This window comes from Enterococcus sp. C46, from assembly GCF_040887565.1.
Classification (GTDB): Bacteria; Bacillota; Bacilli; order Lactobacillales; family Enterococcaceae; genus Enterococcus_B; species Enterococcus_B lactis.
The window spans coordinates 40,862-64,497 of sequence record NZ_JBFOGA010000002.1 but is presented as its reverse complement, the minus strand read 5'-3'; the positions used below and the strand labels follow the sequence as shown (position 1 = coordinate 64,497).

Annotated in this window: 23 protein-coding genes; 7 read left to right on the top strand and 16 right to left on the bottom strand. The window is 37.7% G+C overall.

Going from position 1 to position 23,636, the window contains the following annotated elements:
* Positions 1 to 6 precede the first annotated feature (6 nt).
* On the bottom strand, positions 7 to 1,488 hold the full coding sequence (locus AB3I27_RS03455) for an ABC transporter permease (protein ID WP_002313930.1): 1,482 nt from the start codon (positions 1,486 to 1,488) through the stop codon (positions 7 to 9).
* Between the two features lie 81 nt (positions 1,489 to 1,569).
* Entirely contained in the window at positions 1,570 to 3,555 is a 1,986-nt protein-coding gene (locus tag AB3I27_RS03450; RefSeq protein ID WP_002312321.1) for a peptide ABC transporter substrate-binding protein, read from the bottom strand.
* A 623-nt stretch (positions 3,556 to 4,178) separates the two neighbouring features.
* On the opposite strand from AB3I27_RS03450, the gene AB3I27_RS03445 reads away from it, so the two are divergent.
* Positions 4,179 to 4,682 carry a VanZ family protein gene (locus tag AB3I27_RS03445; RefSeq protein WP_104760349.1) on the top strand — a complete coding sequence of 168 codons (504 nt, stop codon included), beginning with the start codon at positions 4,179 to 4,181 and terminating at the stop codon, positions 4,680 to 4,682.
* Between the two features lie 70 nt (positions 4,683 to 4,752).
* On the opposite strand, the gene AB3I27_RS03440 is transcribed toward AB3I27_RS03445, so the two are convergent.
* Genes AB3I27_RS03440 through AB3I27_RS03395 form a run of 10 tightly spaced genes read right to left on the bottom strand, consistent with a single transcriptional unit; the run spans position 4,753 to position 12,454 of the window.
* Positions 4,753 to 6,156, bottom strand: coding sequence for an oxaloacetate decarboxylase subunit alpha (locus AB3I27_RS03440; protein ID WP_002309870.1), 1,404 nt, complete (start codon positions 6,154 to 6,156; stop codon positions 4,753 to 4,755).
* Positions 6,116 to 6,697, bottom strand: coding sequence for a citrate lyase holo-[acyl-carrier protein] synthase (gene citX, locus AB3I27_RS03435; protein ID WP_002309871.1), 582 nt, complete (start codon positions 6,695 to 6,697; stop codon positions 6,116 to 6,118). The genes AB3I27_RS03440 and citX overlap by 41 nt, the downstream gene beginning before the upstream one ends.
* Positions 6,690 to 8,222: a citrate lyase subunit alpha gene (gene citF, locus AB3I27_RS03430; RefSeq protein ID WP_104760348.1), complete on the bottom strand. Its 1,533-nt coding sequence runs from the start codon at positions 8,220 to 8,222 to the stop codon at positions 6,690 to 6,692. The genes citX and citF overlap by 8 nt, the downstream gene beginning before the upstream one ends.
* A gap of 5 nt (positions 8,223 to 8,227) precedes the next feature.
* Positions 8,228 to 9,112 (bottom strand): citrate (pro-3S)-lyase subunit beta, encoded by an 885-nt coding sequence (gene citE / locus AB3I27_RS03425; RefSeq protein WP_002309873.1) that lies wholly within the window; start codon positions 9,110 to 9,112, stop codon positions 8,228 to 8,230.
* On the bottom strand, positions 9,100 to 9,408 hold the full coding sequence (citD, locus tag AB3I27_RS03420; protein ID WP_002309875.1) for a citrate lyase acyl carrier protein: 309 nt from the start codon (positions 9,406 to 9,408) through the stop codon (positions 9,100 to 9,102). Before citD ends, citE begins: the two co-directional genes overlap by 13 nt.
* The gene (citC, locus tag AB3I27_RS03415) at positions 9,371 to 10,405 is read right to left on the bottom strand and encodes a [citrate (pro-3S)-lyase] ligase (protein ID WP_002309876.1); all 1,035 of its coding nucleotides are present in this window, start codon (positions 10,403 to 10,405) and stop codon (positions 9,371 to 9,373) included. Before citC ends, citD begins: the two co-directional genes overlap by 38 nt.
* Positions 10,406 to 10,417: 12 nt before the next feature.
* Positions 10,418 to 10,543: an OadG-related small transporter subunit gene (locus AB3I27_RS03410; protein WP_002316536.1), complete on the bottom strand. Its 126-nt coding sequence runs from the start codon at positions 10,541 to 10,543 to the stop codon at positions 10,418 to 10,420.
* Between the two features lie 15 nt (positions 10,544 to 10,558).
* Positions 10,559 to 11,674: a sodium ion-translocating decarboxylase subunit beta gene (locus tag AB3I27_RS03405; RefSeq protein ID WP_002344765.1), complete on the bottom strand. Its 1,116-nt coding sequence runs from the start codon at positions 11,672 to 11,674 to the stop codon at positions 10,559 to 10,561.
* Positions 11,675 to 11,704: 30 nt separating this feature from the next.
* Positions 11,705 to 12,103, bottom strand: a complete 399-nt coding sequence (locus AB3I27_RS03400; RefSeq protein WP_002309879.1) for an acetyl-CoA carboxylase biotin carboxyl carrier protein subunit — start codon at positions 12,101 to 12,103, stop codon at positions 11,705 to 11,707.
* A gap of 18 nt (positions 12,104 to 12,121) precedes the next feature.
* On the bottom strand, positions 12,122 to 12,454 hold the full coding sequence (locus AB3I27_RS03395; protein ID WP_002312306.1) for a hypothetical protein: 333 nt from the start codon (positions 12,452 to 12,454) through the stop codon (positions 12,122 to 12,124).
* A gap of 410 nt (positions 12,455 to 12,864) precedes the next feature.
* On the opposite strand from AB3I27_RS03395, the gene AB3I27_RS03390 reads away from it, so the two are divergent.
* The 3 genes from AB3I27_RS03390 to citG all read left to right on the top strand — a co-directional run bounded on the left by AB3I27_RS03390 (position 12,865) and on the right by citG (position 15,925).
* Positions 12,865 to 14,211 carry a CitMHS family transporter gene (locus tag AB3I27_RS03390; RefSeq protein WP_104760347.1) on the top strand — a complete coding sequence of 449 codons (1,347 nt, stop codon included), beginning with the start codon at positions 12,865 to 12,867 and terminating at the stop codon, positions 14,209 to 14,211.
* Between the two features lie 138 nt (positions 14,212 to 14,349).
* On the top strand, positions 14,350 to 15,045 hold the full coding sequence (locus AB3I27_RS03385) for a GntR family transcriptional regulator (RefSeq protein WP_104760346.1): 696 nt from the start codon (positions 14,350 to 14,352) through the stop codon (positions 15,043 to 15,045).
* Complete coding sequence (gene citG / locus AB3I27_RS03380; RefSeq protein WP_002309884.1) at positions 15,038 to 15,925, top strand: triphosphoribosyl-dephospho-CoA synthase CitG; 888 nt, start codon at positions 15,038 to 15,040, stop codon at positions 15,923 to 15,925. Before AB3I27_RS03385 ends, citG begins: the two co-directional genes overlap by 8 nt.
* Here the strand turns inward: citG and AB3I27_RS03375 are convergent.
* Complete coding sequence (locus tag AB3I27_RS03375; RefSeq protein ID WP_087063299.1) at positions 15,874 to 16,608, bottom strand: response regulator transcription factor; 735 nt, start codon at positions 16,606 to 16,608, stop codon at positions 15,874 to 15,876. The genes citG and AB3I27_RS03375 overlap by 52 nt on opposite strands.
* Before the next feature lie 54 nt (positions 16,609 to 16,662).
* On the opposite strand from AB3I27_RS03375, the gene AB3I27_RS03370 reads away from it, so the two are divergent.
* On the top strand, positions 16,663 to 18,447 hold the full coding sequence (locus tag AB3I27_RS03370) for a sensor histidine kinase (RefSeq protein WP_368022904.1): 1,785 nt from the start codon (positions 16,663 to 16,665) through the stop codon (positions 18,445 to 18,447).
* Positions 18,448 to 19,334: 887 nt separating this feature from the next.
* Here the strand turns inward: AB3I27_RS03370 and AB3I27_RS03365 are convergent.
* The gene (locus tag AB3I27_RS03365) at positions 19,335 to 19,472 is read right to left on the bottom strand and encodes a hypothetical protein (protein ID WP_002320647.1); all 138 of its coding nucleotides are present in this window, start codon (positions 19,470 to 19,472) and stop codon (positions 19,335 to 19,337) included.
* A gap of 94 nt (positions 19,473 to 19,566) precedes the next feature.
* A complete protein-coding gene (locus AB3I27_RS03360) occupies positions 19,567 to 20,145 on the bottom strand; it encodes a TMEM175 family protein (RefSeq protein ID WP_002309888.1) in 579 nt (192 codons plus the stop codon).
* Positions 20,146 to 20,313: 168 nt separating this feature from the next.
* Between AB3I27_RS03360 and AB3I27_RS03355 the strand changes: the two genes are divergently transcribed.
* Positions 20,314 to 20,511 carry a hypothetical protein gene (locus AB3I27_RS03355; protein ID WP_002309889.1) on the top strand — a complete coding sequence of 66 codons (198 nt, stop codon included), beginning with the start codon at positions 20,314 to 20,316 and terminating at the stop codon, positions 20,509 to 20,511.
* A 101-nt stretch (positions 20,512 to 20,612) separates the two neighbouring features.
* Here the strand turns inward: AB3I27_RS03355 and AB3I27_RS03350 are convergent, their stop codons facing one another.
* Complete coding sequence (locus tag AB3I27_RS03350; RefSeq protein ID WP_368022903.1) at positions 20,613 to 21,431, bottom strand: ZIP family metal transporter; 819 nt, start codon at positions 21,429 to 21,431, stop codon at positions 20,613 to 20,615.
* 164 nt (positions 21,432 to 21,595) lie between these two features.
* Between AB3I27_RS03350 and spxB the strand changes: the two genes are divergently transcribed.
* On the top strand, positions 21,596 to 23,326 hold the full coding sequence (gene spxB / locus AB3I27_RS03345; protein ID WP_002313922.1) for a pyruvate oxidase: 1,731 nt from the start codon (positions 21,596 to 21,598) through the stop codon (positions 23,324 to 23,326).
* Positions 23,327 to 23,636 lie beyond the last annotated feature (310 nt).

Below are 23,636 nucleotides of genomic sequence, written 5' to 3'. Positions count from 1 at the left end.
TCCAAGCTATTTTCCTCCTGACGATAGTTTGATTCGCGGATCGACTAATGCCATTGCAATATCCCCGGCTAAGATTGAAAATACGGATACTGTGGTAAAGACAAAAACGATTGCGATAACTAATGGATTGTTATGGGTAATGATCGCATCAGGTAGCATTTTCCCCATACCTGGTGCAGCAAACACTGTTTCTGTGATCGTCGCCCCAGCAATCGCTCCGATGATACTTCCTGGAATCCCATTGACGATTGGGATAGCTGCATTTTTGAAAATGTGTTTTCTAGCAATTTCTTTCGCATTCAAACCTTTTGCTTTCGCAAATTTAACATAATCGGAAGACTGTTGGTCGATCATGTAACGTCTCAGCCAAATAACGATTCCAGAAACAGACAATAGTCCTAGAATCACTGTCGGTAATATATAGGAGCGAATATCTTGTGCGCCCAATGCTGGGAAGGAATCTGGCAAAGAAAACCAGCTGCTTCCAATAAATCGGAAGAAATAGATAAAGGCTAGACTTGGCACGGAAATCAGCACCGTTACGATAGCGATCCCTGCTTTATCTGGTATCTTTCCTTTGTAACGAGCCATCAACATCGCAGCAGGTATGCCGATCGCATAAGCAATAACAACAGCGATGGCTCCCATACGAAATGATGTGCCGATCATCGATGGGTCTTGGTAATTCGTATCTGTGATGACATAATTATCAGAAAAATATTTTTTGTCTCGTGAAGAGATGTTTTTTGTTTTCTGATATTGACGGAGATAGATGTTAGCAGAAGAGCGCGCTGTAAAATCATCATTAAATGTTGTCTCTGTACTTTCTGTTTTCCCTTGTCCTCCTGAAAGGATGCTTGTTACCGCTTGTCCAGCAAATGTCGGATATGAAGTGCCTAGATTCAAATGAACGATATTTTGATGGATATAAGGAAATTGTCCATTGAAATAGATCTGGTATTTATATTGTGTTCCTGAACCGACAAGTGCCCAACCGACCAACTCATCGTTTTCGATACGCAGAGAATGTTTTAAGTTAGGATTGCTGGCATCTTTTACTTTCCAAGGGTGATCGATTTGGATCATATTCGCATAGAAATTCACTACGCGTTTTACTAATGGGATATCTTTTGTCGCATAATATTCTTTGCTGATTGGAAATTGTTTGAGCGTCCAACCATTTTTCTTCGCCCAATCTTGGTATTTTTCTTCTAACTGCTCAGAAGAGGCTTTTTCTGATGAACTACTTCCTACTTCTTTTTTCAGTTCTTTCGTCGTGTGGTATTCGATATAACCCATCTTGCTGAAAGCTGTGTTTTCATAATCTGCCAGTTCATCTGGTTTTGCCTTTAATTTTCCGTAATTCACATCATTTTGAAATATCGTTTTTCTCGGAACAAGTGAATAGATCACCGCATAGGTTAAGGTAGTTACAAGAAAAATACTAAGTATAGAGCGCAGGACTCTAAATAAAAGGTATCTTTTCACAATTTTCCCTCTCTTTCATCATATAAGTAAAAAAGGCTACAATAGAAATTGAAAGCCTTTTTTACTATTCATTCAGCTAAATTACTTAGAACTTGTTGTTTCTGCTTCTTTCGCAGTTTCTTCTTTTTTCGTTTCCCAAGCTTTCTTCGCTTTGTCGTATTGATCTGTTGTGACGATATCGCTTTGTACTTCTACATATTTCAGTTTGTTTGCAGCAATTCCTGCCCAACCATATGGTCCACTAAATGGCACTACATTTGTGACACGCGGCGTCCCACCATCCGCATAAATTGGTACTTGCAAAGCATTATCTAACAACCAAGCTTCTGCATCTGCATAAGCAGTGTAACGAGCATCTAAATCATCAGTGATAGCAGCGGCTTTATCCAATAATGCGTCGTATTCAGGTAAGTTGATTGCTTTTTTCGCAGCAGTTGATGGATCCGTTCCTTGTACTACGGCAGAAGCTTCCAGTCCAAGTGTATGGATCATATCCCCTTTGCGTGAATCATAGATATTCAAGTAAGAAGATGGATCAGTGTAGTCTGGACCCCAACCAGAGGCATTTGTAATGTCAAAGTCGCCAGCTTGTCCGGTCGTTGCTTGATAAGTAGCAGCTAAATATTTATCTTCATTCAATAGTTGAACATCAACCACTACGTTATCTGATCCTAAAGAAGTTTCCACTGATTTTTTCAAAGATTTGACCATGTTGACACTAATCTCAGAAGTTTCCTCAACTGGCATATCTAAATGAATAGGGAATTGCACACCTTTTGCTTCTAGTTCTGTTTTTGCTTTTTCCATATATTCTTTGGCTTTGTCTGCGTTATAATACCCATCTTGTCCATCAGATAAATTTACATCGCCAAAAGCATCGGAATCCAGTGCTTTTAATTTACTTGCCACTGTATCACCGTAAGGTTTTCCGCCAATTTCTACAAAATCGGTAGGAACAAGTGTATTACGTAATGCTTTATTGGCTCCTTCTTCTCCTACACTTTGTGCGTTATAGCTTTTCTTATCAAATCCGAATAGAATAGCTAAACGGAAATTGCGATCTAAAATAGCTTTCTGTGTATCTTCTTTTTCTTTATCTGTTGTTTTTGAAGTTGCATCAAATGTACCTCGGTTAAAGTTAAATGTTAAATTGTATGTGGATCCACCTGTTTGAGACCAAGTCACACCATCTGGATAAGCTTTTGTTACGTCTTTATATCCTGGTGAATTTGGATAAACACGAGCAAGAGATAATTCTCCATTTTCGTAAGATTTAAATAACCCATCGGGATCACTTCCATCATTGTAGGTCCATTTTACTGTGTCTAAATGGACATTTTTAGGATCCCAATAAGATTCATTCTTCGTATATTCGATAACTGATTTAGCTGTATTGTTTGCAAGGATGAAGGGTCCATTATAAAGGATGGAGTCTGGTGTTGGTTTACCGAAATCTTTCCCTTTTGATTTTAGGAACTCTTCATTGATTGGATATAAGATACCGTAAGTCGTTTTTGAGTTCCAGAATGGTTCAGGTTTATTCAATGTGTATTGCAACGTATAGTCATCTACTGCTTTTACCCCAACAGTAGAAAAATCATTCGTTTTACCATCTATATAATCAGATAAGCCTTTGATACTATCTGCCACGATATATAACGTTTCTGATTGTACATCTACCGCGTGTTTCAACCCAGTAACAAAGTCATTGGCTGTCACATCAGCCCCATACTCATTTCCTTCACTATCCACCCAAGGAACACCTTTGCGAAGATGATACGTATAAGTCAACCCGTCATCACTAACTTCCCATGACTTAGCCATATCGCCTTTCAGGTTCCCGTATTGGTCATTTTCCAAAAGACCTTCCACAAAGTTAGTATAGTGGTCACTATTCGTTTTACGGGATGAGAATGTGTAATCTAGCGTTTCAAGATCTGTTACATATACAGAACTATATTCTGATACAAGGTCACTTTTCTTTGAAGAGCTAGACCCTTTTGCATTACTCCCGCATGCTCCCAGCATAACGGCACTTACTAGAAGCAAAGCTAAAACTTTTTTCATATAATGTATATCCCCCTCTTATTTATACTGCTTTCACCCTTTTCAACCCCTATTAACCAGATAATTGCGCAACATGTTTAATTAATAAATCACCTGAAATAATTAAAAGATAATGAAAGTTATTGAAATAATACATTTGGTATTAGGCAATGTCAAGGTGATTCAGCAAAATAATTCGAATTATCTGAAATTTATATATATAACTATATATGCAATTATCTAACTTTTTCTTTTTATCATCAAGAAAATAAAAAAGTAAATATCATTAATGAAATAAGCGTAAAACGAATGAATACGAAGAAAACAGTGTTGAAAGACTTATCTTTCCATAATTTTTTCATGTATAGCATATTCCATTTTTATACGAAAAATAATATATATATGCATGTAATTTATATAATTATTAAAAATAATCTTTGAGAGGAAAAAGTGGATGAATAAAAATTACTTAAGTTATATATTTGAATATTTTCTCATTTTAAACTCATTTAAAAGAAACCGGATTCCCAACAAAAAAAGCTTCTAATTTTCGTACGATAACTACATTGGCCCTTAAACTTCATACTTTTTTATGATTTTTCAGCGGTTTTCGATGGTATACTTTTTAAATGGAGGAGATGTCTATGCGGTATGTATCAAAATTTTTATTAGGTATTTATTTATTCTTTCTATTATGGTTGATTTTATTCAAGCTGTCATTTAATCTTCCACAATTTCTCACTTATTCTTATAGCAATGTCAATCTCGTCCCTTTTTCTACTTTTTCTTTTGAAAATACGACGGTTTTGCGCGAGACCACTTATAACTTGATTGTCTTTTTTCCTTTTGGGGTGCTTTTGGATGTCAATTTCAAAGGGCTTTCCTTTTCTAAAAAATTAGGGATCATTTTCCTTGTAAGCTTCTTCGCAGAGTTTATTCAATTCCTATTCGGTATTGGCGTAGCGGATATCACTGATGTAATTACTAATACAACAGGAGGTCTGATTGGATTATGGTTCTATCAGCTTTTAAACAAACACATATCGACAAATAAGTTGGATCGCCTAGCCGTTATTTTGGAGTACATTTTATTGTTATTTCTAATCGTAGCTTTTTTATTTTTGACACGTACTATCCGTCTTCGATAAAATCGTTCATAAAAGAGGACCGTCACAGATACATTCCAGTGTGTACCTATGACAGTCCTTTTTTATTCAATTATTGATTTTCAAAAAAATCGATTTTCACCTCTACCATTTGGAGTGGGACATCGTAAAATCGATCTTCTCTTCTTCCTAGAAAATCTTTTGCCTGTATTGGAAACAAAGCATACATCAAGACATCTTCCTCAGATTTTGCATAATTTGAAATTTCTTGACGAAAAGCTGGAAGTTGGGGCTCAATGAAATCTGCTGGACGAACGGTGATTACATTCTCCTCACCAATGATCAATTTTTTTATTTCTTTCTGTATAGGAACTGGTGGATGCCCATATAAGCCTCGTACATAATCTTTGATTTCACTTGGGACAAGCTTGTAGCGTTCGCCGGTAATCACATTCATTAATGCTTGAGTTCCTACCATCTGGGAAAGAGGCGTAACAAGCGGCGGGAATCCTAGATCTGCCCGTACTCTCGGTACCTCTTTCAATACATCTTCATATTTGTCCTGCAGTCCTTGTTCAGTCAATTGACTTAACAGATTGGAAAGCATTCCTCCAGGAACTTGGTAAATTAATGCTTTAGGTTCTGTATCTTTTACTTTTGGATTCAATTGTCCTTCTTCTCTAAATCGATCTCGGATAGGATTGAAATATTCTGCGATTTCTTCTGTTTTTTGTAGATCCAATCCTGTATCGAAGCCCATATCCTCCAAAGCCATCGCTATAGACTCCGTTGCCGGTTGGCTCGTTCCGCCAGCAAATGAAGAAATTGCTGTATCGATAATATCTGCTCCTGCTTCAGCTGTTTTCAAATAAGTCATCTCTGAAATTCCACTAGTTGCATGCGTGTGGATCTCCAAAGGAACATCTACAGCATCTTTGATACGCCTAACTAATTCGTATCCGGTATTGGGGGTCAATACGCCCGCCATGTCTTTGATACAAATAGAATCTGCACCGATTTGAACCATTTCTTTTGCTAATTCAGTAAAATATTCCACCGTATGAACATCACTTGTGGTATATGAGATTGCTGTTTGGCAATGACCACCAGCTTCTTTTGTAGCACTAATCGCCGTTTGCAGGTTTCTCGTATCATTTAATGCATCAAACACTCTTATGATATCAATCCCGTTTTGGATTGACTTTTCGACAAAAGATCGTACCACGTCATCTGCATAATTTTTATAGCCTAATAAATTTTGTCCGCGCAAAAGCATCTGCAATTTTGTGTTTTTTACTTCTTTTCGGATACTTCTCAATCTTTCCCAAGGATCTTCATTCAAAAACCGTATACAAGAATCAAATGTTGCTCCTCCCCATACTTCCAAGGCAGAATAACCGGCTTGATCCATTGTATGCAAGATTGGTAGCATATCTTTTGTTGGCATACGTGTAGCAATCAAACTTTGCTGTCCATCACGTAAGACTGTTTCCATCAATCGGATTTTTTTTGCCATTATTTTTTCCCCTCCCCTTTGCTGTAATTAGCAGAATCGCTTCCTGCATTTCTTTCATACTATGTTTTCGTGAACGTCCACATACTTTTGCTTGCTCCTGACAGAGATAACAAGTTCTTGGGGGATGACCTAAACTGCTTCTGCTGATTGGGTTCGGCTGCCCGTCAACTAAACACAAAATATCTAGATCAACCAGACGCCCAAACGGATGTCTTTCTTCGATTTCTAACATGGTCTCCTTCGCTTCCTTTTCAGGCATTGAAAGTAGCAAATAATATTCTGGTCCAGTGACTTCTTTTCGATATAAACGAAGGATGGCATGTAAAGCTATCGCATCTTCTACAACTTCAATGATCTGTTCAAATAGTTCTGCTAATCCTACAGAGTATTTGACAGGCCCAGGTATATTCAACGTTGCACAAAGCAAAACAGTATTTTCTTTCATCGATAACATTTCTTTTTGGATTTCTGCTCGTTTCGTACGTGCTGTAAGCATTTGCTCCAAACCAACAGTTGTTCCTTGGAATAATTGATTACACATTTTTTACCACATCGATAATCGTCCCATCTCTATATTCGACCAAAGCAACAATCTTTTCGCCACAATTGATCGGTTCTGGTGTCCCTACGATCCCATATGCTTTTTCTTTCAGTTCAGTAATCGTAAATTGTGGGATATCTATTTGTTTAAAGTGTTGGATCAGATCTTTCCGCTTAGGATTGATAGCAATCCCAAATTCCGTAACAACCACATCAATACTCGAACCAGGTGTTACTACAGTATTGACTTTATCTACAATTGTCGGAATCCGTCCTCGTACAAGTGGCGCAATTACTAAACTCATTTGGCAAGCCATACTAGTATCAGGATGTCCTCCTGCTGCGCCTCGAATCACCCCATCTGATCCAGTAATGACATTGACATGATAATCCGTATCAATTTCTAAAGCAGAAAGGATAGCTGTGTCTAGCTGATTGATAAATGATCCTTTGCTCAAAGGAGACGCGTACATATTGGCATCAATCTCATAATGATGTCTGTTTTCTCCCAGTGAACAAGCAGAAGGATGATCAAAATCTTGGACATCAATGATTTTTTCTACTAATCCTTCTTGCAATAGATCGACCATCGCTTTCGTGATACCGCCAAGAGCAAAGCTTGCTTTAATCCCGTCTTGAAGCATCGATTCACGTAAAAAGCGTGTCACCGATAATGCTGCTCCACCTGTACCTGTCTGAAAAGAAAAACCTTCATGATAATAAGGAGACTGAGTGATTACTTTAGCCGCATATTCTGCGATTAGTAACTCTTTTGGATTTTTAGTGAATCGTGTAGCCCCTTTAGCAATACCTTCTGGGTCTCCAATCGAATCTATTTCAACAACGAAATCAACATCTGTTTGTGGGATGCTAATAGGTGTATTAGGAAAAGGTACAAGCGTGTCCGTCACAATTACTACTTGATCTGCGTATTTTGCGTCAACCATTGCATAGCCTAAAGAACCACATGTTGCTTTACCAACTGTTCCATTTGCATTTCCATAAACATCTGAACTAGGCGCACCTAAAAACGCAACATCGATAGATAGGTCTCCTGCCGTTATCGCCCTTGCCCTTCCACCATGAGACCGTATAATCACAGGAGCATCCATTATTCCAGAAGAAATTGCTGCCCCAACCTCGTCTCGTAATCCACTAGTTGTAATATGGGTGACGACTCCATTTTTGATATAATCGATCAAAGGTTCATGAATATTGGCAATCGAGCTAGGCGCAATCGTTAAATCTTTGATACCCATCGCTGAAATTTCTGCCAAAACCTTGTTCATGACTTGATCTCCTTCGCGAAAATGATGGTGGAATGAAATCGTCATACCGTCTTTCAAGCCTGTTCGCTCAATTGCTTCGCGTAAATTGCTTAACAATTTTGTTTCACGTGGTGTTTTTGGTTTAATGTTGCGACTGGCTTCTTTATACGAATTGATGTGCGCAAGTTCACCTTCGAAAATACCGTAATGTTCAGCATATTCTTTTGGTATCTCTCTACCTGCTTGATTCAAAACCATTTTCATCACTCCTCTTCACTTAGTAGATTGGTAGCTTTTGCAAGTGCAATCACCCGCTCAGCACGCTCCACGATTGGTTTATCGATCATTTTTCCATTCAAAGAAATAACGCCAGAACCTCTGGAATCTGCCTCTTCAATTGCCCAAATAACTTCTTTTGCATGTTGGATATCTGCTTTAGTTGGTGCATAGATTTCGTGTACGACAGGGATTTGGCGAGGATTGATCACTGATTTACCATCAAAGCCTAGTTGTTTGATAAGCGCCGTCTCCGCTTGAAATCCAGCCATGTTTTCTACATCTGAATAAACCGTATCGATAGCGGCTATACCAGCAGTACGTGCAGCGTGCAAAATCATGCTCCGAGCAAAGAACAATTCTTGTCCATCAGGGTAACGTTTTGTTTTCATATTCGTCACATAGTCTTCGGCTCCTAAAGCAATACCAACTATTCGTGGAGATGCTTGTGCGATTTCCCGTGAATTCAGCACACCTTCTGCTGATTCAATAGCAGCCATCATTTTAGTCGTGCCGACTGTACAGCCGAATATTTCCTCTGCTTTGGTAATCACTTTATCCACTGCAATGATCTCTTGAGCTGTTTCTGTTTTAGGCAACCTAATAACATCCACACCGGCTGAGACAACAGCTTTGATATCTTCTTCACCACTTTGTTCCAAAGCATTGATTCTGACAACTGTTTCTACATTACCGTAATCTATAGTTTTTAAAGCAAAATGCACAAGGGTACGAGCAGCATCTTTTTCTTTCAGCGATACAGCATCTTCCAAATCAAACATGATGGAATCAGCACCATATAATGGGGCATCCCTCAACATAGCAGCATTTGCACCAGGAACAAACATCATCGTTCTTCTCAATTTTTCCATTTGTCGATTTCACCCCAATCATAAGCGTCTTTCTCGGCAGCCCGATAAACGGCAGTAATCAGTCGAGCAATAATCGTACAATCTAATGCTCCTTTGTCGATTGCTGTTACTTTTGCTGAAGTTACCTTTAAATGAGTCAGTGTTTCTGTTATTACTTGTCGAATCTGCTTGCCAAACTGTTTCTCTACACTACTGTCTAAAGAAATGCTAAGTGTCTCTTTTTCATTTGGTTCGATCGTTATCAAAATATCGCTGGATTCAACGGTACCAGCAGCTGCAACTTGTTTTATTTCCACATGTCATCACTCCTTTTTGATGTAAGTATTCAAGCGTAGTCTCAGGTAGGAATTTCATTAGTTTTTGTTCATTTCGTTCTTTTATTGCTTGCCGTGCTTTAGTCGCACTGATGGTTTCGCCGTTACAGCTCAAACGAGGAAGAATAATAAGAGAAATGTCCGAATCAAAAACTTCTTTCATGGTTTGATTATAAAGATTCGTGACCTCTGAAAAAGGTTCTTCCCCTACAAAGCGTTTATTGATGTGTAAAATTGGTGCTATTTTTTCTTTGAAAAGCTGTGAATCAAAAGTTGCTTGTATACGAGCTTGTTCGATTGGTGCTTTTTCCTTTAAAAAATATGCAGGAAACACCGCAGCAGATATAAGATAATCATTTGTTGGCAGTACACTGACGTTTTTAAGATGGGCTACACCTCTTTTGACCATTTCAAAACGATCAGCCGCTGAAAACATTGATTCTTCTGCGGATAAAACAAAGAGATACACATATTCACTTTCTTTTGCAGCAGATTCGACTAAATATTGGTGTCCTTTCGTAAATGGGTTTGCATTTATGACGATCCCGCTAGCACTTTCTGCCTTCTTAGACTGTTTCAGTAGTGCTTTGTATTCATTGAAATTCGGTGCTCCTAACTCCATAAAAGCGACTTCTCTCGTTGAAAAGACTTCTTTAAAACCTAACGATCGGAACACTCTTTGATTTTCCAATTTAGTATAAATAAAATAATGCAACTTGCCTTCTTCTCTAAGCTTCTCGATTAAATGGTTGATGATCCGAATCAGAAGTTTTTCCGACTGATATTTTTTACAGACAGCAATGTATTTAATGACCTGCCCTTCATAAGACCCTGAGGCAATCAACTGATCACCATCATAAATACCAACTGTATAATCTGGACACTCGTTTCCACTCAACCCTACAGTATGCAACAATTCCTGCCACTTAATCATCGTTTGATGTTCTTTAGATAGCCAAAGCTGTTTAAGTACGTACATAAAAGCCCTTCTTTATTTTTTTATCGGAAATGTCTTGGTCAGCAGTAAAGAAGCTAAATAAATAATCAAAATCACTACGAATACGCCGCCCCAGCCAAACAATAGTAATTCGAATGCCTTATATAAATCTTCTGTCATTTTTATTCCTCCTTTTTATGTGAGCAGTGCCAAAAGCAGTCCACCTGCGATAACGGAAGCAATCTGACCTGAAACATTCGCTCCAGCTGCATGCATCAAAATAAAATTCTGCGGATCTTCATCTGTTGCCATCTTCTGTATGACTCGACTAGACATTGGAAAAGCAGAGATCCCAGCTGCACCAATCATTGGATTCACTTTTTCTTTGCGGAATAGATTCAGCAGTTTTGCGAATAGCACTCCACCGACAGAATCCATGATAAAGGCTACTAGCCCTAGACCGATCACTATCAATGTATCGACTTTCAAAAATTCTTCGTACTGCATCTTGACAGAAATCGACAGACCTAACAAAATACTGATGATATTCACTAATTCGTTTTGTGCTGTAATAGATAATCGATCCAACACGCCACATTCTCTCAACAAATTCCCAAACATCAAGAAACCCACAAGAGGTAAAGACACAGGTGCAATAAGCCCAGCTACGACCGAAATCACTACAGGAAACAATATCTTAGCTGTTTGAGAAACTTCGCCTGCACGGTAGCTCATACGGATTTGACGTTCTTTTTTGGTCGTTACTGCTTTGATGGCGACTGGTTGGATGATTGGAACTAGTGCCATATACGAATAAGCAGCAACCATAATCGCTCCCATATATTTTGAATTCAGCGTATTCGCTACAAAAATAGATGTTGGCCCGTCTGCGGCTCCGATAATCCCAATCGAGGCTGCGTCATTTAAATCAAATCCTAATAAGACGGCCGCGATTACCGTAAAGAAAATCCCGAATTGAGCTGCTGCCCCAAACAACAGCAAAAACGGATTTTGCAATAACGGCCCAAAATCGATCATCGCGCCAATCCCAATAAATAAAAGTAAAGGAAATAATTCTGTGCTGATCCCCATTTCAAATAAAACTTGAAACGGCCCCGCTTCTCCGCCCGCACTAAGTACCCCTGAATTGGGAAAATTGACCAAAATCGTACCTAGTCCCATAGGCACAAGTAAGGTTGGTTCATATTCCTTTTTTATTCCTAGATACATCAGTATGCCACCGATGATCATCATAACTAAGCGTCCAGGTTCCGTTGCGATCCCAGTTACACCTTCAATCAATGTCTCCATAAACTTCACTTCCTCTTTTTAAATTAACGATCACGAAACCGTAATCAATGCATCACCAGGATTGACCATATCCCCCGCAGTAACATGGATAGCAGCTACTGTTCCAGCTTTTCCAGCTACAATTTCATTCTCCATTTTCATGGCTTCTAAAATCATCAATGGCTGATTCTCCTGAACAGCTTCCCCATTGTCAACAAGTATTCTTAAGATCGTGCCAGGCATCGGAGCAGTGATGGCATCATCTGTTCCTTGAGCTATCGGCGTAAGGGGTGCTGTCTCTCTTTTTAACGGTGTTTCCTCTTCTTGACTTATTGGCTTCTGAACAACAGATTGGCTAGGCATAGACAGTTGTTGAGGAGTGCCGCCAATCTCTTCCATTTCTACTAAATACTCTTTTCCATCAATCGTTAATTTGAATTTACGTAGCATTTTTTCGACCTCCAATAATTATTTCTCTTTTTTTCTCATAATTTTTCTTACAATGAATTGCGATTTTTCTTTTTCTCCTGCTACGATACTTGTCGCAATCATGGAGACAAGTACAGCTTCAGGATTGCGTTCTTGGATACTTCTGACTACGAATCGGCTTTTTGGCTGATCGTTGGCAACAATAGCAGCAGAGATTACACTCACTATCTCGTTATTTTCGGAACTTGTGGGAATATATTCTGGAACCGCTTCCCATTCATCTGAAAATAAAGCTTCGTTTGATGGATGTTTTGTGTGAAATTCTTCTTTTTGCTGCTTTTCTTTTTTGAACAAGTTTTTCAAAAAGTTCAAGCCCTTTCTCCTTTCTCCGTTATTCGACTCATTTCCATTATAAAAATAACTAAAAAATCAGCTAGCATTATTTTATGTTTGAATTGTTTTTTCGCTGTTCCTTTTTTTCAAAAAATAAATAAAACTCTTTAAAACGTTGGTATATAAGTATTTTCTTCGAATTAATATTTCGTTAAGAACTTATTAAGCTAAAGCTAAGAAATAAGTTTAGGAATTGTTTTTTCTCTGTTCTTTTTCATCATTCATCTTTTCACTGTATTTCATATTGATTATTCTTAACCACGTTAAGCAATGAATTGATAAAAAACAAAAAGGAGGCGTGAGGTGGCTCAAGAGCCAAATGTATTTATTTTTTTACAGCAACATGTCAACGCTTACATTTATTTTAGAATTAGAGAGGAAGAACTATCATGATACTTACAATTTTATCTTATGCAATGATTATCGTGTTTATGTTTGTCATTATGAAAAAGAAAATGTCACCATTTACAGCGTTAGTTATTATCCCACTTTGTTTTACAATTATCGCGATGCTAGCTGGTGTAGCCGATAAAGGAAATATCGGCGATTTTGTCTTAGAAGGTGTAGCTACTACAGCAAATACAGGGATTATGCTACTTTTTGCTATTTTATACTTTTCAATTATGTTAGACGCAGGTTTATTTGACCCGATTACAAGGAAAATGATCTATTTTGCTAAGGGAGATCCAATGAAAGTCCTAGTGGCGACTGCAGTCGTTGCAGCAGCAGTATCACTAAACGGGGATGGAACGACAACTACATTGATTTGTTGCTCTGCGTTCATCCCAATCTATAAAAAACTAAAGATGAAAATGATGAATCTTGGTGTGCTGATCATCCTTCAAAACACTATCATGAATCTGCTTCCTTGGGGTGGACCAACTGCTCGTGCAATGGCAGTTCTAGAAGTTGATGCGGATATCTTGACTTATTTGCTCCCAGGAATGTTTTTCTCATTGCTTTATGTCATCTTATTTGTTGCTCGTCGTATGGGAAAACAAGAGCGGGCGAGGCTTGGAATCACTGAGTTGACAGATGCAGAAATCAAAGAAATGACAACTGTTTCTGATCCAGATATGCTAAAGATTCGTTGTCCACAAAATTTTTTATTCAATGCTGCATTGACGATTCTTCTCATCGGCTGGTTAGTTGCCAGTTCTTTCATCTCAAGTATTGCTCTTCCACCTATCCTTTTGTTTTTAGTAGGAACATGTATTGCTTTGATGGTCAATTACCCAGTATTGAAAGAGCAATCAGAACGAATCGGCGCAAATGGTGGCGATGCTGTTCAAGTAGTCATCCTTGTTTTTGCCGCAGGAATCTTCATGGGCTTATTCCAAGGTTCCGGTATGGCCACCGCTTTAGCTAATAGTTTCACGCACCTTATTCCTCAGCAGCTTGCTGGGTTTTGGGGATTGGTCATTGCTTTGATCTTTGCACCAGGAACATTTTTTATTTCAAATGATGGTTTCTATTTTGGTGTTTTACCAGTCTTAGCAGAAGCAGGTCGTGCTTATGGATTTACTAATATGCAGATGGCTCTTGCCTCCTTATTAGGACAGGCTTTTCATTTACTGAGTCCGCTAGTCGCATTTATTTATCTGCTTTTGCGCCTGACAGGTTTAGATATGGGACAATGGCAAAAAGAAGCGGCAAAGTATGCATTAGGGATCTTCATCATTTTCGTCGTTACGATCATTCTTTTAGGACATATGCCGCTTTACATTCCTCAATAAATAACCATAAAAAGATTAATTCGAAAATTTGTTTTTATATATAATTGTTTTTTGTTATTTTTTTCGTTATGATTCCTTTAGTTGCTTGATTATTTGATTTTTAGAATCCAATTCAGATAGTCAGAAAGGAGTTGGCAAATGAGCTCGATTATTGATGCAGTCAAAAAAAATCTTGATTTTTCACAAAATAAGACCTTGAAAATCTTACTTTACGAAGCGTTTCGAAAAACGATTATTTTAGGAGAAATTCCTGCTGGTACGCGAATCAACGAAAAAGAATTTTCTGAGATCTTGAATATCAGCCGTACCCCGATCCGTTATGCGCTAAAGCAATTAACTACAGAAAAATTAGTCACATATGTTCCTAAAATCGGTGTCGTAGTAAAAGGAATAAGTACGAAAGATGCTCATGAAATCTACGATATTCGAAAATCGCTTGATACACTCGCCGCAATTAAAGCTATGGATCAAATGACAACTGACGATTTTAAAAAAATGAAAGCGCTGTTGATATATGGGGAGAAATTAAATAGAGAAGATCAAGTAGATGAATTACTACAAAATTTCTCCGATTTCAATGCATTTATTTATGAAAAGAGCCAAATGCTTCGGCTAAAAGGAATTGTATTAGAATTGCAATCTTACCTTATCTACTTTCGTGATATTGCCATTCGTTCCTCTAAACGTAGAAATACAGCCCTGGAGGAACATTGGCTTATCTATCGAGGAATGAAAACAAAAAACAAAGAGCAACTCACTTTATTGATCCATGAACATTTAGATCACTCGCTAAAATTCATTCTAGAAGAAATGGAGCGGCAAAAAATTGACTAATCCTTTATTAAAGACCATCAGTAGTTATGCAGAAAAGGCTTTGCTATACGAAGTCTCACTTACTCCAAAACCCGGACTGGTCGATCGCTACTCGAATGGCGCTCATCACGATATGGATTTTTATACTTTTCTCGACAGTATCGTCAGTTTAGCCCCCTTTTTTTATCAATATGCAGAGGCTGGTTATAATCATAAAGGAGATGCTCCTTTACTTTTTGAACAGTTACGAAAGATTGGAAAAAAAGCAGAAAAAGCAATGCTACACGCAACAAATGGTATAAATACACATAAGGGTGCTAATTTCTCTTTTGCGATTCTTCTAGGTGCTACAGGGCTATATATCAAAAAAGGTGCTACCCTTCCCTTTACAAAGAAAGATACTGAGTCTGTCCTTCAAATAGCAAAGCAGATCGTCTCCGGAATAGTAGAAAAAGATTTTCAGCACCTCTCATGTAAAGATAAAGAATCATTGACTTATGGAGAAAAACTTTATCTCGAACACGGCAGTACCGGAATCCGAGGCGAAGCAGCAAGCGGCTACCCTACACTAAATAAGCTGTTAGATTTTTTACGGCAGCATACGCAGAACAACCAAGAGATAAAATACTTATATGCATTGATTTTTTTGATGAGTGAGACACAAGACAGCAATTTGCTCCATCGTGGCGGCTTTGAAGCTTTAAAGCAAGTACAAGCTGAAAGCAGCTATCTGTTCAAAAAAAATTTATCAGCGCAAGCATTTATCCATGAACTGACAATTTATGACCTCCATTTGACCAAACGGCATTTAAGCCCCGGCGGTTCTGCTGATCTACTTGCTTTAAGTATTTATTTTTCATTTTTAGAACATTCCTTGTCTCCATCAGGCAAGAATGTATAGCCGATCCCCCAAATCGTTTTTAAATACTTTGCGTTTTTGGGGTCGGCTTCGATTTTATTTCTTAAATGATTGATAAAAACCATGATCGTATTGGCATCAAAATGCTCATCATTCCAAACACTGCGATAAATTTGTTCTTTGGAAAAGACCTGATCTGGATTTTCCATGAAAAAACGGATCAACTGAAGTTCTTTAGATGATAATTTGATCAGACAATCTTTTTTAAACAATTGATAACGTATTGGGTCAAATCGAAAATCTCCGGCTTTGATCTCTCCTTTTATAGGATGGGCAGACTGGTTGCGAATCGCTTTATTACGATCTAAAGCTGCTGTCACTTGTGCGCGTAAAAGATCTAAAGAAAAAGGCTTAGTCAAATATTGATCTGCTCCTACTTCTAAACCGGTAATCATCGCCTCTTCGCTTTTCTTACCACTTAGAAAAAGTAATGGAACGGCTAGATCTTCTTCTCGGATCAATTGCGCTAAATGATATCCGTCGTTTTCATAATCAAGGCTGATATCAAGTAAAAAAAGATCAAATGTCACACGTGACATGATTTCAATCGTCTTTTCTACTGAGTCGCTTTGATAAACTAAAATGCCTGTAGATTGTAGAGACTTCCAAATCAGTCTCCGAATCGCCGGCTCATCGTCTACAACTAAAATTTTTTCATTTCGCACAAAAACTCCTCCTCTATTTTTATTTGATAGATTAGCAACAGAAAGGAACGAACAATGAAAAAACCTACAAACAAAGGTCTCTATGCTCCCATCGCACTGATCCTGCTGCTGACGATCAGCGGAATTATTTTTACACTTGCCAGTTTTCATACTTCACAAGAAAAAGCTGTAAAATCTGCAGAAGTGCAATTAGCTCAAATCAATCATTCTGCTATTGAATTGATCAAAGAAAAGATTTTTTCTTATCAATGCTTACTGGACAAGTACAGCGGACAAATAAAAAACGAGGAACTTGCTTCTGATTTATCTGATGTCTCTATATCTAAAAATCAAAAAGCTGCAATCGGTATTTTCCTTTTCTCTTCTAATGGTCAACTTATTCACCAATATAAATTTCAGAGTGCCTTTACTGATATACCAAAAACCCTAACAGCTGATCCTTTGTTTTCAACAGCTTTGTCAGAGAATACTATTGAAAATGGTGATGTGTATTTCCATCAACATCACGCTTACATAAATTTATACCAGCAAGTTTCTCTCGCCTCTAAAAAACAAGTTCTACTCGTCATGCCGCTTGATTTACAACAGATTTATCAGACCAATATTTCAAAAGATTCTGCAGTCATCGGCTATACAATGGTCAAAAATACAGAAATGAAGATCATCATGCATCCTTCTCAGGAACAGATTGGCTTAACAGTGGTAGATGATCGAAAAGAAAAATTCCCAACTTTTGATTTTGCTAGTTTGGAGCAGCTAGAAAAAGAACAACTGAAACATAAAAAAGGCAGCCTGACCTACTATTCATACTGGTGGACAAAAAAACATCCTAAACAAGTGATAAAGATTTCTTCCTATGAGTGGTTTACAGTTGGTAACGCTCGACTTATCGCTGCTAGCAATGAAGATTATTACGAAAGAAATGGGCTGCTCCTACAGGATAACCTGATTACACTAGGATTGTTAATGTTCTTGCTAGTCATTATTTTTTTGTTAACTGTTTCCATCCGCTATTATGTAAAACGAAATGAAACTTACTTAGAGAATATTCGTCTACAAGAACGACAACTGCTTTTACAAGAAAAATATGAGCTGGAAAAAAGTATCCTTCAAGAATCCAAATTAGAGACAATCGGTTTATTTACTACTACGATCGTTCATGACATGAACAACTTCTTGACACCCATGATCGGTAACTTGCAGCTTTTGATAGAAGAACGCCAAGAAGATGAACAATTAACTGAAGATTTAAAAGAAATCTATCAATCTGCAGAAAAAGGACTGCAACTTTCTACCAATGTCTTGCGCTTTTCAAAAGTACATTCAGGGGAACAGTCAGTCCATCAAGTATCAGAAACGGTTCAAGAAGCGATACAAACGATTCGTATTTTACTTCCTAAGACAATCATTCTAGATACTGAACTTTCCGCTAATGGAAGTAGCAGATTTGAAAAAGAAGATCTGCAAATCGTCCTCTATAATTTGATAATGAACGCTTATCAAGCAAAAAACGATGCCCATATACACATCACATCAAAAAAATGCGCGGAACTTTCTAAATGCATGATGGATATCCCTGTTTCGCAACAAGGAAAAAATTGGGTCTTTATCAAAATAGCAGATAATGGACCTGGTATTCCAGAAGAAATACGAGATAAGATATTCACTCCGTTTTTTACAACGAAAACTACAGCTGGAGGAACTGGGCTCGGACTATTTATTGTTGCCTCCCTCGTTCGAAAAAATGATTGGCTTCTTCGAGTTAAAAGCAACAAAGAGGGTACGATTTTCCATTTAGCAATCCCTATTCAAAAAAATAGTATCAACACACTCATATGACTGGAGTAGAATACCTGCTCCAGTTTTCCATATGTTTAAAGGAAACATTGTCTGATAGTTTATAAAGAAACTCTTAGATAGGCTTATTCCTCCTTTCAAGTGTATCATTAAAGCGCTATCACAAAAAGTACAGAAATATATATTTTGTTTACTTTCCCTTTTTATTCGTTAAATTGGTTAGGTTTGCTCTTTTTACTTGAAAAACAAGTATTACCATAAGCCGTTCATAATTTAAGTACGCATTTTAATCAAAAATGATTATTTTTTTAGCTTACATGCTTTAAATCTTAGCATTTTCCTATTCGACACTTAAATCGATTGAGAAATCTTCGCTCTTCTTTATACCCCGTATAGGTATATTAATTTGTTACAAAAAGCTTGTTCTATAAATAATTTTTCTTCTTTTCTATCATTTTTCTCTCTTATGAAGGTATCTTTTTCCTTGATTTCTGCCAGTAGATTTTACCTGATCCTACTTTTTGAAGACATTTCAAAGGAAAAAGCAGCAGTTTTTTAGAAGTAGCAGAGAAATCAAAACAAGTGTATCGTTATTTTTTAACTATTAAATAACAAGTTAAATATAGTTGTTTAGTTATTTTTCACTCCTCTGAATTTACTTTTTTAACCCCATCTGAATTCTCGTTAATATTTATTCATTTCTATTGTATATCCCCTGACAAAAGAAAGCTATATGCCTCCTTTAACTAATCTATTGCTTTTTTAGCTATCATAAAGTTATCCACTGTGGAAAAACTAACGATTTATATTTCAATACACTTTCCTAAAAATAAAAATTTTCCACAAATAAAAACAGGTTTACAACAGAATCATACTGCTGTAAACCTGATTTTATTAAATAGATAGAATGTTAGCTTACATAAAGATGTTTATTTTTTTATTGCTGCGAATAATGTCAAAAATACCGTGACACTAACTACTGTCCAAGTCAAATGACCTTGATCCAAATAAATAAGCATCGTGACAAAACTAGTAATCAGTCCTACATGAAGTCTTTTTTGATCCATCTGCATCCCTCTTTGAATACTAGTATCACTCGGATATTTGATCGTTTGATTATTTTTTCTATATTTTTCTCTTAAATTTTAAACAAAGATCATTTTACCGATATTGTGATTCGATGGTACGGCTGGGGATGATCCAAGCAGCCAGAATCACGATGTTTGCGATCAGCACGGCTACTGGCGCTACTAAATAGCCTAAGACAATTCCTAAGACATTCAAGCCAATCGATAAGTACGATTTCTTGTAATCATTCAGCATCGCCTTCAATGCTTTCTCGTGACCCTTATTTGCTTTGACAAGTTCTTTTGCCAAGATATAATACGCAATGTTAGCGATCAAGGTAACAAAACCATAAGTCATTTCTGGAGCCAGACTATTGATGTACTCACTGATCCATGAAGTGGCAAATGGAAAAAGTGAAAGCGCAAAAATAAAGAAACTATTCGCCCATAAGACCCGTCCATTTATCTTATGTACAACTTGAAATAAATGATGATGATTGTTCCAATAAATCGCTAAGATGATGAAACTGACAATATAGATAAAAAATCGGTAGCCTAATGCTGCGAGCGCCTCCCACGTATCTCCGTTAGGTTCATGAAGTTCTAAAACTAAAATAGTCATGATAATGGCGATTACAGCATCTGTAAATGCTTCAAGACGATTTTTAGGCATGATATTCTCCTCCTTTTCCGCTCTATTTTAGATGATAAACAAGGGAAAAAGCAATTGTTTGATCATTTAAGCAGATGAAGTAAAAATCAGTCTGCAGTTGGAGGTGTTTTTAGAGAATCCCTGTTATACTTTTTCTATAGTAAAGAATGAACAAGAGGAGGGTTTTGTATGCGTCAAAAAAATATGTTCTTAAATATCTTCATGGTTCTTTTAGTGTTGATTGCTGCTAGCTTTGTCATCAGTCTTTTTGTTAGTGTCGTAAGTGGCCTTTTATGGTTTGCGGTCAAAGTTTTGATTCCAATCGCTCTTATCATCTGGCTCGTTCGTTGGATCAAAGGCAATACACATCGAAAAAACTATTATTAATGAATCACATAATCACTCCGTTATGATATAACTTACTTAAAAACAGGGTCACGACATAAGTTCGCGACCCTATTTGATATATCATATATGAATTTTCCCAATTATCCTAATGCTACATCCAAGATCATCATAATGATAAATCCGCTCATAACACCAAAAACTGCAAAATGACGTTTGCTGGACAATGTCTGCTGTGCTTCGGGAATCAATTCTTCCACCACGACATAAATCATCGCTCCTGCAGCAAAAGCAAGTGCATAAGGAAGCAGCAGCTCCACTTTCGTTACTAGTAGTGCGCCAATCACCCCAGCGATTGGTTCAACGATTCCAGAAGCTTGTCCGTAAACAAAGGCCTTTTTACGGCTCAGACCTTCTTGTCGCAATGGGATTGATACAGCTGCTCCTTCTGGGAAGTTTTGGATACCAATACCTAGCGCCACCGAGACAGCGGCTAGTATAGCGGCTGTCGGATTATTCGCAGTTGCTGCTGCACCGAATGCTACCCCCACGGCTAAACCTTCAGGAACATTATGCAATGTAATAGAAAAAACAAGCAAGATTGTCCGCTTTAAATGGGTAGGCAATCCTTCTGCTTCATGTTGCGGTCCAAAATGCATATGGGGCAGTGTTTTATCTGCCATATATAAAAACATCCCACCTAAACCAAATCCAATACTTACAACTAGCCAAGCAATATCTCCATTTTCTTCTGCTTTTGTAATTGCTGGATCGAGCAAGGACCAAAAACTTGCAGCAATCATGACACCAGAAGCAAATCCTAACATCAAATTTAGCACTTCTTTTTTGATTTCTTTAAAGAAAAAAACCAATCCGGCACCAAGAGCTGTCATAAAATAAGTAAAAGCTGTCCCAGCAAGTGCTTGCTGCCAAGGATCAAGCCTCAATAGCCATTCAACCATGCCATTCCCCTCTCTTGAATCTATTTATGTACTACTCTAGCATATTCCCAAAAACATGACTACATTTTTGTGAAAAGACGAATTAGTTGGGATTTTCGATAAAAAGTTCTATACTCTAGATACCAAAAAATTATGAATCATCATTGCTAAAGGAGTGAAACACCATGTCAAAAATCAATGCAGGAGTCGCAATGGTAAAAGTTCTTGAAAGCTGGGGCATCGACCATATTTATGGCATTCCCGGAGGATCTTTCAATTCGATTATGGATGCGCTATATCACGAAAAAAACGAAATCAAATATATTCAAGTCCGTCATGAAGAAGTCGGTGCACTAGCAGCCGCCGCAGATGCAAAATTAACCGGGAAAGTTGGCGCTGTCTTCGGCTCTGCAGGACCTGGTGCGACACATTTGATCAATGGTTTGTATGATGCACAGATGGACCATGTACCTCTAGTAGCGTTCTTAGGACAAGTTGCTTCTACATCCATGAACTATAACTCTTTCCAAGAATTAAATGAAAATCCTATTTTCGCAGATGTCAGCGTATACAATCGTACAGTCATGACGCCCCAAAGTCTTCCACATGTCGTAGATGAAGCCATTAAAGCCGCCTATGAGCATAAAGGTGTGGCTATCGTAACTATTCCTGTTGATCTTGGGTTTGAAGAAATTGATGAACAACCTTTCTCTACTGCTCACACTCATAAAACAAGTGTGATATTACCAGAAGAAAAAGATTTGCTGGCTGCTTTGCCTTATCTTGAAAAAGCAAAAAAACCAGTTCTTTATGTTGGTCAAGGAACGCGAAACGGATTTCCGCAAATCAAAGAATTTTCAGAACATTTTTCAGTTCCTATTGTCGCTTCCGTTCTAGCAAAAGGAATTATTCCTGATGATTATGAAAACTTTCTTGGTTTTGCTGGACGTGTCGCTACTAAACCCGGAAATGAAGCATTGGCAGAAGCCGATCTAATCTTATTTGTCGGCAGCGACTTCCCGTTTGGACGTGCATTTTTTAATCCAACTGCTGAATTTATCCAAATCGATATTGATGCGTCAAAATTCGGGCGGCGCCATGAAACATCTCTGTCGATTCTCGGTGATGCAAACACAGCTTTGCAAAGACTGGTCGAATTAGGTGATACTCGTCCTGCTGATAGCTGGTACCTAGCAAATCAGGAAAATAAAGTAAAATGGGTAAATTGGTTGAAATCTTTTGAAGATCGTGAGGAAGAACCGATTCGACCAGAGGCTGTCTATAAAGAAATCAATCGGATTGCTGAAGACGATGCGATTTTCGTCACAGATGTCGGTAACACGACTATCCATTCTATTCGCTTATTAAATATGAACGGTAAACAAAAACATACAACCTCTGGATGGTTCGCCACTATGGGTAATGGTGTGCCTGGAGGAATTGCCGCACAACTAAGCTACCCAGAAAAACAAGTATTTACCTTAAGTGGTGATGGCGGATTTGCTATGGTCATGCAAGATATCATTACACAAGTTAAATATCAGCTTCCAATTATCAATGTTGTTTTTTCTAATGATTCTTATGGTTTCATCGAAGCAGAACAAGAAGATACGGAACAAAAGAAATTCGGTGTATTTTTAGAAGATGCAGATTTCGGTAAAGTTGGAGAAGCACTCGGAGCAAAAAGCTTTACAGTCACAGAATACTCGCAACTTCGGTTTGCCTTTGATGCAGCCGCAAAATCAGATCGTCCTGTAGTGATCGATGTGAAAATCAATAACAAGCGCCCATTGCCAGTAGAAGATCTGCATTTAGATCCAAGAAAATATTCTGAAGAAGAAATCCAAGCATTCAAAGAAAAATATGAAGTCCATGATTTGCCAGTATTGAATGAATTATATGAAAAGAGGTTGTAAAAACTGCGCTATGCTTCGAGTAATAAGAACGATGGACAGAAAATAGTTCCTCATATTTTCTAGGACGGCGATCTTATTACCGAGAAGCAGCAGGTGGAGCACCGTGTATCAAGAGGTTGTGAAAAAGCTACCCTGCATCAAGTAATAAGAACAGCCAAACAAAAATAGCTCGTCATATTTTTTCGTTTGGTTGGGCTTATTACCGCAGATGCAAACTTTTGAACACCGTATATCAAGAGGTTGTGATAACTGCGGTATGTTTCAAGTATTAAGATAAAATTTATGCGTATTGCTTTTCACATTTTTGCAT

Coding starts and splice junctions, on each gene's coding strand:
- spxB (WP_002313922.1), top strand. CDS start 21,596: ATGTCAAAAATCAATGCAGGAGTCGCAATGGTAAAAGTTCTTGAAAGC.
- AB3I27_RS03385 (WP_104760346.1), top strand. CDS start 14,350: ATGAGCTCGATTATTGATGCAGTCAAAAAAAATCTTGATTTTTCACAA.
- AB3I27_RS03410 (WP_002316536.1), bottom strand. CDS start 10,543: ATGACAGAAGATTTATATAAGGCATTCGAATTACTATTGTTTGGCTGG.
- citX (WP_002309871.1), bottom strand. CDS start 6,697: ATGTGTAATCAATTATTCCAAGGAACAACTGTTGGTTTGGAGCAAATG.
- AB3I27_RS03400 (WP_002309879.1), bottom strand. CDS start 12,103: ATGCTACGTAAATTCAAATTAACGATTGATGGAAAAGAGTATTTAGTA.
- AB3I27_RS03445 (WP_104760349.1), top strand. CDS start 4,179: ATGCGGTATGTATCAAAATTTTTATTAGGTATTTATTTATTCTTTCTA.
- AB3I27_RS03440 (WP_002309870.1), bottom strand. CDS start 6,156: ATGGCAAAAAAAATCCGATTGATGGAAACAGTCTTACGTGATGGACAG.
- AB3I27_RS03450 (WP_002312321.1), bottom strand. CDS start 3,555: ATGAAAAAAGTTTTAGCTTTGCTTCTAGTAAGTGCCGTTATGCTGGGA.
- AB3I27_RS03405 (WP_002344765.1), bottom strand. CDS start 11,674: ATGGAGACATTGATTGAAGGTGTAACTGGGATCGCAACGGAACCTGGA.
- citE (WP_002309873.1), bottom strand. CDS start 9,112: ATGGAAAAATTGAGAAGAACGATGATGTTTGTTCCTGGTGCAAATGCT.
- AB3I27_RS03355 (WP_002309889.1), top strand. CDS start 20,314: ATGCGTCAAAAAAATATGTTCTTAAATATCTTCATGGTTCTTTTAGTG.
- citF (WP_104760348.1), bottom strand. CDS start 8,222: ATGGTTTTGAATCAAGCAGGTAGAGAGATACCAAAAGAATATGCTGAA.
- AB3I27_RS03390 (WP_104760347.1), top strand. CDS start 12,865: ATGATACTTACAATTTTATCTTATGCAATGATTATCGTGTTTATGTTT.
- AB3I27_RS03360 (WP_002309888.1), bottom strand. CDS start 20,145: ATGCCTAAAAATCGTCTTGAAGCATTTACAGATGCTGTAATCGCCATT.
- AB3I27_RS03365 (WP_002320647.1), bottom strand. CDS start 19,472: ATGGATCAAAAAAGACTTCATGTAGGACTGATTACTAGTTTTGTCACG.
- citC (WP_002309876.1), bottom strand. CDS start 10,405: ATGTACGTACTTAAACAGCTTTGGCTATCTAAAGAACATCAAACGATG.
- AB3I27_RS03350 (WP_368022903.1), bottom strand. CDS start 21,431: ATGGTTGAATGGCTATTGAGGCTTGATCCTTGGCAGCAAGCACTTGCT.
- AB3I27_RS03370 (WP_368022904.1), top strand. CDS start 16,663: ATGAAAAAACCTACAAACAAAGGTCTCTATGCTCCCATCGCACTGATC.